The sequence below is a fragment of the Burkholderia sp. Ac-20379 genome, assembly GCF_017104645.1.
Classification (GTDB): Bacteria; Pseudomonadota; Gammaproteobacteria; order Burkholderiales; family Burkholderiaceae; genus Burkholderia.
The window spans coordinates 1-15147 of sequence record NZ_JAAGPF010000074.1 but is presented as its reverse complement, the minus strand read 5'-3'; the positions used below and the strand labels follow the sequence as shown (position 1 = coordinate 15147).

The 15147-nt window shown below is 67.2% G+C and carries 14 protein-coding genes; 8 read left to right on the top strand and 6 right to left on the bottom strand.

All coding sequences use genetic code 11. The features are described 5' to 3' along the window. Window positions 1–23: 23 nt before the first annotated feature. Window positions 24–941, bottom strand: a complete 918-nt coding sequence (locus G3N92_RS12550; protein ID WP_241014753.1) for a LysR family transcriptional regulator — start codon at window positions 939–941, stop codon at window positions 24–26. A 109-nt stretch (window positions 942–1050) separates the two neighbouring features. Here G3N92_RS12550 and G3N92_RS12545 point away from each other — a divergent pair, with 109 nt between their 5' ends. Both G3N92_RS12545 and mgrA read left to right on the top strand, forming a co-directional pair. Beyond that, complete coding sequence (locus G3N92_RS12545; protein ID WP_206127844.1) at window positions 1051–1443, top strand: tautomerase family protein; 393 nt, start codon at window positions 1051–1053, stop codon at window positions 1441–1443. Between the two features lie 172 nt (window positions 1444–1615). Then, on the top strand, window positions 1616–2659 hold the full coding sequence (gene mgrA, locus G3N92_RS12540) for an L-glyceraldehyde 3-phosphate reductase (protein ID WP_206127843.1): 1044 nt from the start codon (window positions 1616–1618) through the stop codon (window positions 2657–2659). Window positions 2660–2738: 79 nt separating this feature from the next. Here mgrA and G3N92_RS12535 read toward each other — a convergent pair whose 3' ends face one another. Further along, window positions 2739–3317, bottom strand: a complete 579-nt coding sequence (locus tag G3N92_RS12535) for a methyltransferase domain-containing protein (protein WP_206127841.1) — start codon at window positions 3315–3317, stop codon at window positions 2739–2741. A gap of 461 nt (window positions 3318–3778) precedes the next feature. Between G3N92_RS12535 and G3N92_RS12530 the strand changes: the two genes are divergently transcribed. Then, window positions 3779–4234, top strand: a complete 456-nt coding sequence (locus G3N92_RS12530) for a nuclear transport factor 2 family protein (protein WP_206127839.1) — start codon at window positions 3779–3781, stop codon at window positions 4232–4234. A gap of 119 nt (window positions 4235–4353) precedes the next feature. Here the strand turns inward: G3N92_RS12530 and G3N92_RS12525 are convergent, their stop codons facing one another. Beyond that, the gene (locus G3N92_RS12525; RefSeq protein ID WP_206127858.1) at window positions 4354–5613 is read right to left on the bottom strand and encodes an MFS transporter; all 1260 of its coding nucleotides are present in this window, start codon (window positions 5611–5613) and stop codon (window positions 4354–4356) included. 120 nt (window positions 5614–5733) lie between these two features. Next, window positions 5734–6771 (bottom strand): ABC transporter substrate-binding protein, encoded by a 1038-nt coding sequence (locus tag G3N92_RS12520; protein WP_206127837.1) that lies wholly within the window; start codon window positions 6769–6771, stop codon window positions 5734–5736. Window positions 6772–6903: 132 nt separating this feature from the next. Here G3N92_RS12520 and G3N92_RS12515 point away from each other — a divergent pair, with 132 nt between their 5' ends. Beyond that, window positions 6904–7569, top strand: a complete 666-nt coding sequence (locus G3N92_RS12515) for a response regulator transcription factor (RefSeq protein WP_206127835.1) — start codon at window positions 6904–6906, stop codon at window positions 7567–7569. Continuing rightward, on the top strand, window positions 7556–8947 hold the full coding sequence (locus G3N92_RS12510; RefSeq protein ID WP_206127828.1) for a sensor histidine kinase: 1392 nt from the start codon (window positions 7556–7558) through the stop codon (window positions 8945–8947). Before G3N92_RS12515 ends, G3N92_RS12510 begins: the two co-directional genes overlap by 14 nt. 88 nt (window positions 8948–9035) lie before the next feature. Here the strand turns inward: G3N92_RS12510 and G3N92_RS12505 are convergent, their stop codons facing one another. After that, window positions 9036–10658 (bottom strand): acid phosphatase, encoded by a 1623-nt coding sequence (locus G3N92_RS12505; protein ID WP_206127822.1) that lies wholly within the window; start codon window positions 10656–10658, stop codon window positions 9036–9038. Between the two features lie 282 nt (window positions 10659–10940). On the opposite strand from G3N92_RS12505, the gene G3N92_RS12500 reads away from it, so the two are divergent. Beyond that, entirely contained in the window at window positions 10941–12257 is a 1317-nt protein-coding gene (locus G3N92_RS12500; protein WP_241014755.1) for a cytochrome c peroxidase, read from the top strand. Window positions 12258–12368: 111 nt separating this feature from the next. Further along, on the top strand, window positions 12369–12872 hold the full coding sequence (locus G3N92_RS12495) for an NUDIX domain-containing protein (RefSeq protein ID WP_206127818.1): 504 nt from the start codon (window positions 12369–12371) through the stop codon (window positions 12870–12872). A gap of 97 nt (window positions 12873–12969) precedes the next feature. On the opposite strand, the gene G3N92_RS12490 is transcribed toward G3N92_RS12495, so the two are convergent. Further along, on the bottom strand, window positions 12970–14685 hold the full coding sequence (locus G3N92_RS12490) for a glutamine--tRNA ligase/YqeY domain fusion protein (protein ID WP_206127817.1): 1716 nt from the start codon (window positions 14683–14685) through the stop codon (window positions 12970–12972). 226 nt (window positions 14686–14911) lie between these two features. Here G3N92_RS12490 and G3N92_RS12485 point away from each other — a divergent pair, with 226 nt between their 5' ends. Continuing rightward, a complete protein-coding gene (locus G3N92_RS12485) occupies window positions 14912–15121 on the top strand; it encodes an ornithine acetyltransferase (protein ID WP_206127857.1) in 210 nt (69 codons plus the stop codon). Window positions 15122–15147: the final 26 nt, after the last annotated feature.

Below are 15147 nucleotides of genomic sequence, written 5' to 3'. Positions count from 1 at the left end.
CCGGCCGAGACGGGCAGGCGGGCCTAACGCGCCTTGCCCAGCCGCGCCTGTTCGGCGAACGACGCGGCGACCGATTCGGCCAGCACCGCCACCGCGCGTTTGAAGTTGCCGAGCTGTTGCGGGAACGCCAGCCAGATATCGAGTTGCAGGTCGAAATCGTCCACCTCGATCACGCGCAACTGGCGGCGCCACGGGCTCGCTTTCAGCACCGCTTGCGGCACCAGCCCGAGGCCGAGCCCGCTCGCCACGAGCCGCAACTGCGTGTCCGTCGCATAGGTGTCGACGCCGAGCCGCAACGTGTGGCCCTGATCGGCCAGCGCGCGTTCGAGCGCCGCGCGATAGCCGCATCCGTCCGGGTTCAGAATCCATTCGTGCGCCGCCAGCGCGGCCATTGCCGCGCGGCGATCGGCCAGCGGCTTGGCGGCGCTCTGCACGACCTTCACGTCGAAGCGCGTGACGAGGCTGCCCGTCACGCCGTCCGGCAGCGCTGCGCCGTCGGGCAGCATCAGCATCGCCGCGTCGACCTGGCCGCGTTCGAGCATGGCCTGCAGGCGCGTGCTCCGGTCGGTCAGCGCTTTCACTTCCAGCGCCGGAAAGCGCTGCTTCATCGCCACCACCGCATCGAACATCGCGATATCGGCCAGCACCTGCGGCAGGCCGAAGCGCAGCATGCCGGACGGTGCGGCGTCGTCGCGCGCGATGTCGTGCAACTGCTCCAGCGCGCGCAGCAGCGGCACGGCCTGCTCGTAGATGCGGCCCGCCAGCGCGGTGGGGCGCGGCGGCTTGGCGTTGCGGTCGAACAGCGTCGCGCCGAGCATCGCCTCCAGCCGCTGGATGCGCTTCGATACCGTGGATTGCGACACGTACAGGCCGGTGGCCGCGCGCGTGAGCGATGCGGCGTCGATCACGGCGATAAACGATCTGAGTTCGTCGATCATCATTCCGATTCATCATGTTGATGATGAATATCATTCTCTTGTGGAAACACGACCGCCAGCCTACTCTGAACGTCCGCTGCACGCCAGTGCCGCATCGTTCACGGAGAAAGCCATGCCCCTCGCACGCATCAACCTGTCCAAGGACACCTCGCCGGACGTCGTCAAGGCGATCGGCGATACGGTGTACGAAGCGATGATCGCCGTCGCCAACGTGCCGCCGCACGACAAATTCCAGATCGTCACGCGGCACGCGCCCGACGAGCTGATCTATCCGGCCGAGGGCTATCTCGGCGTCACCTACACGCCGGCCATCGTGTTCATCCAGATCACCTGGAACGCCGGGCGCACGGTGGACGTGAAGCAGGCGTTCTATCGCGCCGTGGCCGACGGCATCCACGAGAAAACCGGCCTGCGCAAGCAGGATGTCTGGATCAACCTGGTGGACGTGGCACGCGAGGATTGGTCGTTCGGCAACGGCGAGATGCACTACGCGCCGAAGGCGTGAACCGGCACGGGCGCTGCCGGATCGTCGATCTATTCCGCAAATAGATGAATGCGATCTGCAGAATCAATTTCCCCGAACCGCCGGCTGTCCCTACACTTGGCGTTTTGCAGGCGACCCGCCCGGTTTCGCAACGGCGAAGCCGGGCAGCCCAACGGTTCAGGAGAGACGACCCATGACGCAGTACCTGGCTGATTCGAATCGATACAAGGACGCGATGCCGTACCGTCGCGTCGGCCGCAGCGGGATGGTGCTGCCCGCCATCTCGCTGGGCCTCTGGCAGAACTTCGGCGGCGTCGACGTGTTCGAGACGGGCCGCGCCGTGCTGCGCCGCGCGTTCGACCGCGGCGTCACGCACTTCGATCTGGCCAACAACTACGGCCCGCCGGCCGGCTCCGCCGAGGAGAACTTCTCGCGCTGGCTCGCGGCCGATTTCAAGCCGTATCGCGACGAGCTCGTGATCTCGACCAAGGCCGGCTGGCAGATGTGGCCCGGCCCGTACGGCGGCCCGACCGGCACGCGCAAGCACCTGATCGCGAGCTGCGAGCAGAGCCTGCGCCGCATGAAGCTCGATTACGTCGACATCTTCTATTCGCACCGCGTCGACGCGAACACGCCGCTCGACGAAACGATGGGCGCGCTCGTGCAACTGCATCGGCAGGGCAAGGCGCTGTATGTCGGCATTTCGTCGTATTCGCCGGAACTGACGCGCGAAGCCGAGAAGATCCTGCGCGCCGAAGGCGTGCCGCTGTTCATTCATCAGCCGAACTATTCGATGCTGAACCGCAGCATCGAGCAGGGCCTGCTGCCGACGCTCGACGAACTGGGCGTGGGCTGCATCGGCTTCTCGCCGCTCGCGCAGGGGCTGCTGACGTCGAAGTATCTGAAGGACGTGCCGGCCGATGCGCGCGTGAGCCGCAGCGGCTCGATGAATGCCGGCATGTTGAGCGAGCAGAACCTGGAACGCATCCGTGCATTGAACGCGATCGCCGAACGGCGCGGACAGACGCTGGCGCAGATGGCGATCGCCTGGACGCTGCGCGACCCGCGCGTGTCGTCCACGCTGATCGGCGCGCGCAACGTGGTGCAGCTCGACGATTCGCTCGATGCGGTCAAGCAACTGACGTTCACGGCCGAGGAACTGGCCGAGATCGATCGTTACGCGCAGGACGGCAACGTCGACCTGTGGAAGGTATCGTCGGGCATCGGCGCGAGCTGACCGATGGCGGCGGCGGGTGGCCGCCGCGGCATGGCAGGAAGGCAGCGGGCGGCGCGAACGATTTCGCGCCGCCCGTTTTTCATTTGCGCGAAATCCGGTAAACAGCGGCCGGCGGCAGGTTGCGGATCACGCGGCCCACGCAACTGGCCTTCAGGCCCAGCGCGTCGAGCGTGCCGCGCGGAATCGGGCAGCGGAACCCGTAGGTGAACTGAAAGAACGCGCCGTCGTCGCGCAGATAGTGGAACGCGCCGTCGAGGATCGCCGCCACCTTGGGCTTCGGCATCGACAGCAGCGGCAGGCCGCTGACCACCGAGCCCACCGATCGCGGCAGCGCCACGCCGAGCGATTCGAGCCGGGCGGCGTCGCCGATCACGATCTTCGCGTCGGGAAAGCGCTGGATCAGCAGCGTCGCGAACCGGTCGGTGTTGTCGACCAGGATCAGGTCGCGCTGCGCCACGCCGCGCTTGAGCAGCGCCTTGGTGAACACGCCGGTGCCGGCGCCGAGTTCGAGCACGGGGCCGTCGGAGCCGGTGATCTCGCGCGTGATCAGGCGGCTCAGCGGCTCGCCGGACGGCGCGATCGCGGCGACGTTCAGCGGATTCTCGAACCAGGACCTCAGAAAGAACAGCAGATCGGACGATGCGCTTCGGAGTCGCATGTGTCGGGCACCTCGTGGGGAAGGCGGGCGTGGGTCGCGAAGGCGAAGCGCGCCTGCCTGAACAGGGGAGGGAACGCGATAGCCGCCGGATCGCGGCGGCAGGGGAATGCAAAACGCCTTGCAGTGTTGCATCGATTCGTCGGCAAAGACAGGCTCGTTATAGTTCGTTTCATTTTTTTTCGCCACCGCGGGGCGAACCTGTCGCGCCTGCAAGGGCGATGCCATTTGCGTGTCATGGAACCGGCCGCGGCGGCAAACGGCGGCGCGTGCTCGATTGAAACGGGGCATCGACAATCGGGAGAACTTGCGAATTATCGAAGGCGGAACGGGCTCGATCCGGTATCAATTTCCGCAAGGCATCGGCAAGCGGCGGCACTCGATCGATTCATCCCATCCTGAAACATCCGCCTCCAACGCTCCCTTACTCTGCGCTTCATCTCCACTCCATGTGCGCATGCCTCATGCCTGCTCCAATCTCCTCGTCCACCGAAGCCCGGATCCGCCACATTCATGCGCAATGGCACGCCGCGATCGTCGCGCGCGACGTCGAAGCGCTGATGTCGCTCTACGCCGATCATGCGCACTTCGAATCTCCGTCCGTGCTGGCCATTGGATTGGCTGAAGACGCCAGCCCCACCGGCAACCTCGCGGGCAAAGCCGCCATCCGCCACTTCTTCGCCGCCGGTTTCACCCAGCTCGGGAACACCTTCACCGATTGGTACCGCACCGGCGATTTTTTCTCGAACGGCGTTCAGCTGGTTTGGGAATACCCGCGCGCCACGCCCACCGGCGAGCAGACGGATCTCGTCGAATTCATGGACATCGAGGGCGGCCTGATCGTCGCGCATCGCGTCTACTGGGGCTGGCGCGGTCTGCAATCGCTGCTCGCGGTCGCGGAAGCCCGCCGGCGCGCCTGATAAAAGACCAAAGCACAACGGGCCGGCGCATGTTTCCATGCAACCGGCCCGCATCGCGTTCAGTCATCCGAATCGAAACCCCGGGCGCGCCATCCCACCCGCGCCCGGGTAAAACCACCTCAAGCGCTTGCAGCCGCTCCGGCCCGCTCGGTGCGCGCCCAACCGATGAACGCACCCGCGCCCAGCACCGTCAAACACACGATCGGCACGATCATCGGCCCGAACGCGGTGCCGGTCAGCTTGCCGGCCAGCGGCATCAGGTTCTGGCTGAAGAACCCGCCGAGGTTGCCGATCGAGTTGATCGCGGCCACGCTGGCCGCGGCCCGCGCGCCAGTGAAATAACGCGGCGGCATCGACCAGAAGCACGGGTAGATCAGCGGAATGCACGCGCCGCCGAGCACCAGCGCGATGAAGCGCAGCGGGGTGGTGGGCAGCACGAGGCTCAGCACGAATCCCGCCGCGCCGAGCGCGGCCACGATTCCGATCGTGCGCAGCAGGCTCTTCGCGCGCTTGAGCTTGGGCGGCAGCCAGATCAGCAGAATCACGGCCAGCGCCCACGGCAGCATGCTCAGCAAACCGTTCGTGCTGCTCGACACGCCGAACGATTTGACGAGGGTCGGCAGCCAGTAGGTCACGCCGTACAGCGACGTCGACATCATCATGTAGGTGCCCGCGAACAGCAGCACGCGCGGATCGACGAAGGCCTTCCACGGCTTCGCATGCTCGGCGTGCGGCGGCGCCTCGCGCTCGAGCGCGTTGGCCACGAGCTGCTTCTCGTGTTCCGACAGGAAACGCGCCTCGCGGTACGACGTGGGCAGCAGCCAGAACACCAGAATGCCCACCAGCACGGCCGGCAGGCCGGTGGCGATGAACACCCATTGCCAGCCCTCCAGCCCGCCGATGCCGCTCAGGCTCAGCAGCCAGCCGCCCACCAGCGAGCCGAGCATGTTGGCCAGCGCGCTGCCGAGCGTGAAGATGCCGAGCACGCGCGCGCGGTAGCTCTGCGGAAACCACAGCGTCAGGTAGTAGATCACGCCCGGATAGAAGCCGGCCTCGGCGATCCCGAGCACGAAGCGCAGCCCGCTGAAGATCGGCATCGAGGTGGTGAAACCCATCGCGACGGTGATCAAGCCCCACGTCAGCATGATCCGCGCGAGCCAGACGCGCGCGCCGAACTTGTGCAGCGCGAGCGTGCTCGGCACCTCGAACAGCAGGTAGCCGATGAAGAACAGCGAGGACGCCAGGCCGAACGCCGATTCGGAGATATTGAGGCTGTGCGCCATCTGCAGCTTCGCGAAGCCGACGTTCTGCCGATCGATGAACGAGATCAGGAACATCACGACGAGGATCGGCATCAAGCGCCACGCGATCTTCGACATGACGCGCTGCTCGTCACCGGCGGCAGCGAGGGAAGGGGAGGCAAGGGTCACGCTGGGCTCCTGTTTGAAGCGTGTTGCTGAAAGTGTTGCTGAAGCGACTCGCAGTGCGAATCGTGGGGCTCAACGCGTCAGATACGCATCGAGCTGGGCCGTGAACATCTCGTTCCAGGTTCGCGGCCGGGTCTTGATGGTGCCGACGCCGTGCAGAAAGTCGACGAATGCCATGAGCCGGTCGGGCACCACCGCGTAGCGCGTGTCGGGCATGGCGAGCATTGCGACGATGTCGTCGGCGGACACGCGCAGGCCCGACGACGACACGTAGATCGCGGCGGCCTCGCGCGGCTGCGCGGCGATGAAGCGGTTGGCCTCGTCGAGCGCGCCGATGAACGCGGCGGCCAGCCCCGGCTCGGCGTCGATCACGCTTTTCGGCGCGAACACCACGTCGAGCGTCAGCGGGCCGAGCGCCTGCACGGCGTCGGCCACGCGATGAATGCCGGGCTGGCGCAGTTCGAGCGTCGAGAACGGCGGCGAGCCGAAATGCGCGGTCACGCCGCCGTCGCGCCGGATCAGCGCGTCCATGGCCTGCGGATGCGGCAGGTTCAGGGTGATCGGGTCGAGCTTCGCGAAATGCGGCAGTCCGAACTGTCGCGCGGCCATCATCTGCAGCACGACGGCGGCCAGCGACGTATGGATGCCGGGCACGGCGATCCGGTCGGCGGGCGTGAAATCGGCGAGGCCGCGGATCCGCGCCTGGTTGGTGTTCAGCGCGAGCGAGGTGGCCGACAGCCCCGCGATGCCGATCACCTCGACGTTCGGAATGCCGCGCGCCCGCGCCCACAGCTCGATGAAGCCGGGCGCGCCGGCGCCGGCGAAGTCGAGCGTGCCGGCCATCATCGCGTCGTTCACGGAGTTGCCGCCGTCGAGCAGCACCCACTCGGGTTTGACCCGACCCAGCCCGCGCCGCGCCGCGTGCGTCTCGAACAGGCGCTGCCGTTCCATCACGAGCAGCGGCAGATACAGCACGCCATATCCCTTCGAGATCCTGACGGTCCGGCCGCGCGCGAACGAGAACGCCCGCGCCGGGCGTGCGAGCGGCGCGGCGGCAGCGGCTAGGCCGGCGGCGAGCAGCGCGCGCCGGCCGGACGACGGCGTGGGCATCGTGCGGTCTCCTCCGAAACGGCCATGGCGGCCTCTTGACGAACTGGCATGGAGGTTAGCGGGCGAACCTGAGAAAATGCTGAGATCCGTCCCTCGGGAATACCCCTAACCCCCTTATCGGCAGGACTCACCATGCGCATTCTGGTCGTCGAGGACGACGCGGAAATCGGCGAGGCGATCGGCAGCCGCCTGACGCGGCTCGGCCACGCGGTCGATCTCGAACGCGACGGCGCGGCGGCCAGCAGCCTGCTCGGCGTCGAGGCGTTCGATCTGGTCGTGCTCGACGTGATGCTGCCGTCGATGGACGGCTTCGCGATCCTGCGCCGCCTGCGCGCCTCGGGCAGCACCACGCCGGTGCTGCTGGTCACGGCGCGCTCGGCGATCGACGATCGCGTGAGCGGCCTGGGCCTCGGCGCGGACGACTACCTCGTCAAGCCGTTCGACTATCGCGAGCTCGATGCGCGCGTGCAGGCGCTGCTGCGCCGCAACAGCGGCCACGCCAGCGACGTGCTGCGCTTCGGCGGCCTCGCGATCGACCGCAGCAGCCGCCTGGCCGAACTCGACGGCCAGCCGCTGCCGCTGTCGCGCCAGGAGTTCGCGCTGCTCGAAATCCTGGCGAGCCGCCCGCAGCGCGTGTTTTCGAAGGACGAACTGCTGAACCAGTTGTTCAGCTTCGGCCGCGAGCCGTCGGCGAACGCGGTCGAACAATACGTGACGCGCGTGCGCAAGAAGCTGCAGGGCAGCGACGTCGAAATTCGCACGGCACGCGGGATGGGCTATCAGATTGCGGCGCGCTGACTGGTTTCCGAAGACGCTGTTCGGCCGCACGCTGCTGTTCATCGCGTGCGTGGTGCTGTCGGGCGCGGCCGCGCTGGCGCTGGCGGCGCGCTATTACGCGGGCGTCGCGGCCGAGCGCGCCTACGATCAACTGCTGTCGGGCGCGGCGATCCAGGTGGCCGAGAACCTCTACGTGCAGGGCGGCGTGCTGGCGCTCAATCCGCCGGTGGCGGCGCTGTCGACGCTGTCGCGCTACGACGTCGTCTACTACAAGGTGGTCGATTCGCGCGGCGTGGCGGTGGCCGGCTACAACACGCTGCCCGATGCGGCGAACGTGGCGGCCGCGCAACGCGGCACGCAATTCGCCTCGCGCGACTACGAGCGGCAGCCGGTGCGGATCGCCACCATCGCGCGCTACATGCCGGAAGAGCGCACGCCCGGCTGGGCGCTGGTGACGGTGGCGCAGACCACCCACGCGCGCGAGCAGTTGACCAACGACATGAGCCTCAAGGTGTGGACGCTGATCGGCCTGATGACGGCGCTCGCGATCGGCGCGAGCGCGCTGGCGATCCGGCGCGGCCTGATGCCGCTCGCGCAGATCGAATCGATCATCGCCGCGCGCGATCCGGCCGACCTGCGGCCGGTGGTGATCGATACACCGAGCGAGATCGCCGCCATCATCGGCGCGATCAACGGCCTGCTGCGGCGGCTCGGCGAGCGCGTCGCCACCATGCAGCGCTTCATCGCCGACGCGGCGCATCAGATGCGCACGCCGCTCGCGCGGCTCGACGCGCAGATCGAAATGCTCAGCAACGAAACCGACGCCGCGCGGCAGCGCACGCGGCTCGACACGCTGCGCGCGACCTGTTCCGACGTGGGCCGGCTGACCGGGCAACTGCTCAATCACGCGATGGTGATCCACCGCACCGAGGTCGTGCCGCTGCAGCCGGTGGATCTGGCCGCGCTGGCGCGCGAGGTGCTGGGCCGCACGATTCCGCTGGCCGACGAGCGCGACGTGCAGGTTTCGCTCGACGCGCGCCTGAGCGACGCCACCATCGACGGCGACGCGATCAGCCTGCAGGAAGCGCTGTCGAACGTGCTGCACAACGCGCTGCATCACGGCGACGCGAGCCAGATCGGCGTGAGCCTCGACGGCACGCGCGAGCAGGTGAGGCTGACCGTGACCGACAACGGCGCGGGCATCGCTCGCGAGCATTGGGAGGCCGTGCTGCGCCCGTTCGTGCGGCTCGACGGCAGCGGCGCGCAGCGCCGCGACGGCTCGGGGCTGGGCCTCGCGATCGTCAAGGAGGTGATGGACGCGCACGGCGGCCAGGTCGCGTTCGCGCTGCCGGAGCCGGGCGGATTCTCGGTGATCCTGACGTTTCCGCGCCACGCCTGAATGCGGCCGAAATGAAAACGGGGCGGCCGAAGCCGCCCCGCGATGCGCGACCCGCGAGAGGCGGGTCGGGCGCTGCGATTGCCGTTGCTTAGTTGGTCGACAGCGTCAGGGCGGCGGTCAGGTCGCCCATCGGCGCCGCGCCGTTGTTGGCCAGTGCGTTGTCGCGCACCGTCAGGCCATGCAGCTTCGGCAGGCTGTAGCGGCGCGTGATGAAGCGCAGGATCGAGGCCGTGTCGTATTGCGTGTGATCCACGAAACCCTTCTTCGCGAACGGCGACACGATCAGCGCCGGAATCCGCGTGCCCGGGCCCCAACGGTCGCCCTTCGGCGGCGCGGCGTGATCCCAGAAACCGCCGTTTTCGTCGTACGTCACGATCACGACCATGTTGTTCCACTGCGGGCTCTGCTGCAGGCGGGCGATCACGTCGGCGATGTGCTGGTCGCCCGAGGCCACGTCGGTGTAGCCCGCGTGCTCGTTCAGGTTGCCCTGCGGCTTGTAGAACGACACCTGCGGCAGCGTGCCCGCGTCGATCGCCTTGATGAACTCGCTGCCGTTGATGCCGCCGTCCAGCACGTGCGCCGCACGAGCCGCCGTACCCGGAGCCAGGTTCTTGTAGTAGTTGAACGGCTGGTGGTGGTACTGGAAGTTCGCCTTCGAGAGCGTCGTGCCGTCGGCCGCTGCGGCCGGGGCCGTGCCTTGCGCGTTGCTCAGCGCCGCGCCGAACGCGCCGCCGTACCAGGCCCACGAAACCTTGGCGTCGCTCAGCAGGTCGCCGATCGTCGTTTCCGTCTGCGGCGGCAGCGTGGTGGCGACGGTCGGGTCGGCCAGCGTCAGAGTCGTGTCGGTCGAAGCCGGCTTGTTGCCGCTCGGCTGATACGGCGGCTGCATCGTGTTGACCGCGTAGAAGTCCGGCGTCAGGTTGCCCGAGTTCAAGAACTTCGGTGCGCCGCTCAGCGCGGAGGCCGGCGAGTTGGCCGTATCCACCGTCAGCGACACGCCGTCGGCGTTCACCGTCGAGATCGACTTGGCGGCCACGCTGTTGTTGGCGTTCGGGTAGACCGGCGCGCAGGCGCAGATCAGGTATTGGTGGTTCAGGAACGAACCGCCGAACGCGCCCATGAAGAAGTTGTCGGCCAGCGTGTATTGCTGGGCGATCTTCCACAGCGGCAGCTTCGATGCGTCGGCGTTGTAGTGGCCCATCACGAGGCCGCCCGAATCCGCCCAGGCCGCGAACATGTTGTTCTTGCCGCCGTTGATCTGCATCTGGTTCTCATAGAACCGGTGATACAGGTCGCGCGTCGTGACGCTCAGCCCCGTATTGAAGCCGGCCGTGTCGTCGATCGCGAACGGCGCGTTCGGCAGGTTGGCCGTCATCGCTTCCGTGACCGGCACGGCTGCGCCGGCGGCGGTCAGGCCGCCCCAGATCTTCGGCAGCGTGGCGAGCTTCGTGCCGTCGCGATCGAGCTGAACCGCCGCGTTCGCATCGATGTTGGCCGTGCCGTTCGCGCCCGGGAAGGCGCCGTAGAGGTTGTCGAAGCTGCGGTTTTCCGCGTAGATCACCACGATGTTCTTCACCGACGCGAGCGTCTGGGCGGCAGGCGCGGTGGTGGTGGTAGCGGGCGCGGTCGTGACATCGTCGCCGCCGCAGCCTGCCAGGAAGGCGGCCGCTGCGAGCGCGATGGGCGTAACGCGGATCAAGGTTTTCTTCATTCGTTGTCTCTCTGTCGCACATGTACCGTAGGAGCCGGCGGAATCCTCGTATGACGAATGACAGCCGGCCGACCGGATTATGTAAGTAATGTTTGACGGCTAAATGTAGTAAAGCTTTCGTTTTACTGTCGGTGTGAAGTCATGCAATTGACATTTGACTGACATACGCTCGCGCCTTCCTTTCTTGCCTTTCGGAACGTCATGCGCAGCCTGTCAGAAGACCTCGCCCGGCCCCGGCCGTCTCGTCACCCGTTCGCCGCGCGCGCGGCCGTCATCGCGTCGATGCTGGTCGCGGGGCTGTTGAGCGGCTGCGACTCGCATGCACCGGGCTCGGCGGGCGGCGCGCCGGCCGCATCGAGCGCCGCGGCCTCGGCCGCGCAGGCCGCCGCGCCGCAGGCCGCGAGCAACGAGGTGGTGGTGGCGAACCAGCCGCAGACGCGCGCGCAGGTCTACGCGGCCGTCAAGAAAATGACAGCACTCGGTAAGCAGATGTTTTTCGATCCGGCGCTGTCGGGTTCCGGCAAGCTGGCGTGCGCGTCGTGCCACAGCGCCGAGCATGCTTTCGGTTCGCCTAACGCGCTGTCGGTGCAGTTGGGCGGCGACGATCTGCATCAGCAGGGCTTCCGTGCGGTGCCCACGCTGATGTACCTGCAGAAGGTGCCGCCGTTCACGCGGCACTTCCACGATTCGGACGAGGAAGGCGACGAGAGCGTCGACGCGGGCCCGACGGGGGGCCTGACCTGGGACGGCCGCGTCGATCGCGGCGAGCAGCAGGCGCGCATTCCGCTGCTGACGAAGTTCGAGATGAACAGCACGCCGGAGAAGGTCGCGCAGGCCGTGCGCGCCGCGCCGTATCTGGCCGACTTCCGCGCGACGTTCGGCGACAAGGTGCTGGGCGACGATAAGGCCACCTTCGAGGCCGTGCTGCAGGCGCTCGGCACCTACGAGCAGACGCCCGAGGTGTTCACGCCGTACAGCAGCAAGTACGACGCGTTCCTCGACCACAAGGCCACGCTGACCGAAGCCGAGATGCGCGGCCTGGCGCTGTTCAACGACGAGAACAAGGGCAATTGCGCGAGCTGCCACATCAGCCAGCGCTCGCTCGACGGCCAGCCGCCGCAGTTCAGCGATTTCGGCCTGATCGCGATCGGCGTGCCGCGCAATCGCGCGCTGGCGGTCAACAAGGATCCGAAGTTCTACGATCTCGGCGCATGCGGGCCGGAGCGCAAGGACCTGAAGGGCGAGGACGAATACTGCGGGATCTTCCGCACGCCGACGCTGCGCAACGTGGCGCTGAAGAAGGCGTTCTTCCACAACGGCATCTATCACTCGCTCGAAGAGGTGATGCGTTTCTACGTGCAGCGCGACACCAACCCGGAGAAGTTCTATCCGGTGCGTCACGGCGTGGTGCAGAAGTTCGACGATCTGCCGAAGCGCTACTGGGCCAACATCAACACCGAGCCGCCGTTCGACCGCAAGAAGGGCGGGAAGCCGGCGCTCGACGAGGCCGAGATCCAGGACGTGATCGCGTTCCTGAACACGCTGACCGACGGTTATCAGCCCGGCGGCGCGAGCCAGGACAAGGCCGCCGCGCACTGAGGCCGGCCCGCGGCGGGCCGCCTCCGATCGTCGAAAAACGGCATGGTATGCTCGCCGGCGGGGCGCATGCGCGCCTCGTTCCGCTCATCCGAATGCCAAGGAGAACCGACGATGGGGGCACCCGTTGCGAACCCGAAACCGGCGGCAGGGCGGCCGCGGCAGGCGGCGCGCACGCTGTCGTGCGGCGTCGTGCTGCTCGATCCGGCGGGCCGCGTGTTGCTTGCGCACGCAACCGAAACCACGCATTGGGACATTCCGAAGGGCGCGCGCGATCCGGGCGAAGCCGAGCGCGACGCCGCGCTGCGCGAGCTGTTCGAGGAAACCGGCATCGTGCTCGCGCCCGATCGTCTCGTCGAGCTGGGCCGCTTCGCCTACCGTTCCGACAAGGATCTCTACCTGTTCGCCGCGCGCCTGCGCGATGCCGAAACCGATCTGTCGGCCTGCCTCTGCACCTCGATGTTTCCGAGCCGCGCCACCGGCGCGTCGATTCCCGAAATGGATGCGTTCCGCTGGGTCGAGGTGGCGGCGGTGGCCGAGTACGCGAGCCGCAGCCTCGCCAAGGTGTTCGCCGGCACGCTGTCGCTGACGGCGTTGCATCGGCGGTTGCCGGCCTGAGCGCGGCGCCGCCGCGTGCGTGCAACCGACGAAAAAAAACCGGCCGAGGCCGGTTTTTTTGCATCGAGCGCCGGGCGAGCGGCCCGGCGTGATCGCCTTACTTGCCGCCCCAGCTGTCGCGCAGCGGCACGATCCGGTTGAACACCGGCTTGCCCGGCTGCGTGTCGTAGCGATCCGCCACGAAGTAGCCGTGACGCTCGAACTGGTAGCGCGCTTCGGGGGCCGCGTTCTCGGCGCCGGCGGCGCCCGGTTCGAGGTAGGCGTTCACGATCTTCTTCGAATCGGGGTTCAGCGCTTCGAGGTAGTTCGCGCCGCCCGCATCGGGATGCGCTTCGCGGAACAGGCGGTCGTAGATGCGCACCTCGGCCGGCACCGCATGCGCGGCGCTGATCCAGTGGATGTTGCCCTTGACCTTGTAGGTGTTCGCGCCTTCGGTGCCCGACTTGCTGTCCGGGAAGTAGTTGCAGTGCACCGCCGTGACGTTGCCTTGCGCGTCCTTGTCGAAGCCCGTGCATTCGATCACGAAGCCGTAGCGCAGCCGCACCTTGTTGCCCGGGAACAGGCGGAAATAGCCCTTCGGCGGCACTTCCTGGAAATCCTCGCGCTCGATCCACAGCTCGCGCGAGATCGGGAACGTGCGCTGGCCGCGCTCCGGATGATGCGGATGGACGGGCGCGGTGCAATCCTCGCTCTGGCCTTCGGGGTAGTTGTCGATCACGAGCTTGAGCGGATCGAGCACGGCCACCGTGCGCGGCACCTTCTCGTCGAGATCGTCGCGCAGCGCGCCTTCGAGCACGCCCATGTCGATCCACGAATCGACCTTGGTCACGCCGATCCGGTCGCAGAACAGGTGCAGGCTTTCCGGCGTGAAGCCGCGGCGGCGGATGCCGACGATGGTCGGCATGCGCGGATCGTCCCAGCCGTCGACGTGGTTCTCGGTCACCAGTTGCAGCAGCTTGCGCTTGCTGGTGATCGCGTACGTGAGGTTCAGGCGCGAGAACTCGATCTGTTGCGGCAGCGGGCGCGTGAAGCGGCCGGCGTCGGCCAGTTCGTTGAGCACCCAGTCGTACAGCGGGCGGTGATCCTCGAATTCGAGCGTGCAGAGCGAATGCGTGATGCCTTCGAGCGCGTCCGAGATGCAGTGCGTGTAGTCGTACATCGGATAGATGCACCACGCGTCGCCCGTGCGGTAGTGATGCGCGTAGCGGATCCGGTAGATGACGGGATCGCGCATGTTGAAGTTCGGCGACGCCATGTCGATCTTGGCGCGCAGCACGTGCGCGCCTTCGGCGAACTCGCCGGCCTTCATGCGGCGGAACAGGTCGAGGTTTTCCTCGGGCGAGCGGTCGCGGAACGGCGAGTTCGTGCCCGGCTCGGTGGCCGAGCCGCGGTTCGCGCGCATGTCCTCGGCGCTCTGGCTGTCGACGTAGGCACGGCCGCGCTCGATCAGCAGCTCGGCGAACTGATAGAGCTGGTCGTAGTAATCGCTCGCGAAATACTGGTGATCCTTGCCGTCCTTCCGCCAGTCGAAGCCGAGCCATTTCACGGCGTCGATGATCGAGTCGACGTATTCGACGCTTTCCTTTTCCGGATTCGTGTCGTCGAAGCGCAGGTGGCACACGCCGTCGTAGTCGCGCGCGACGCCGAAGTTCAGGCAGATGCTCTTCGCGTGGCCGATGTGCAGATAGCCGTTCGGCTCCGGCGGGAAGCGCGTTTCGACGCGGCCGCCCCATTTGCCCGAGCGGTTGTCGTCGTCGATGGTGTTGCGAATGAAATTGGATGCCGCGGGGGCGTCGTTGCGTTCGGTGCTCATGCGGGAACTGGAAGAAGTGGGGCGCGCGCCGGTTGCGCCGCCCGAAACCGTCGATTCTACCTGACGCGGGCGCGGAACGAGGCGCGCGGGGCCGCGAGGGCGGCCTTCTGTTTCAGTCGTAACGGGAGGTAAATCGCGTTGTCCGGCGGCGCGCGGCCTTTTTAAGATAAGTCACCCGGTTCGAAGCCGCATGAACTCCAAGGGGAATACCAACATGAACACGAAAATGAAAACCACGCACTTTCTGATCCGCGCAACGGTCATCGCCGTTGTCCTGTCCAGCCTCGGCGCCTGCGCCGTGACGCGCACCCAGCGCAACGCCGGTATCGGCGCGGCGGCGGGCGGCGCGCTGGGTTACCTGATCACGGGCGGCCCGATCGGCACCGTGGCGGGCGCGGCCGGCGGCGCGCTGGTGGGCGCGAACGTTCATCGTTGATGCCTGCGGGCGGCGGGGCGCGGCGA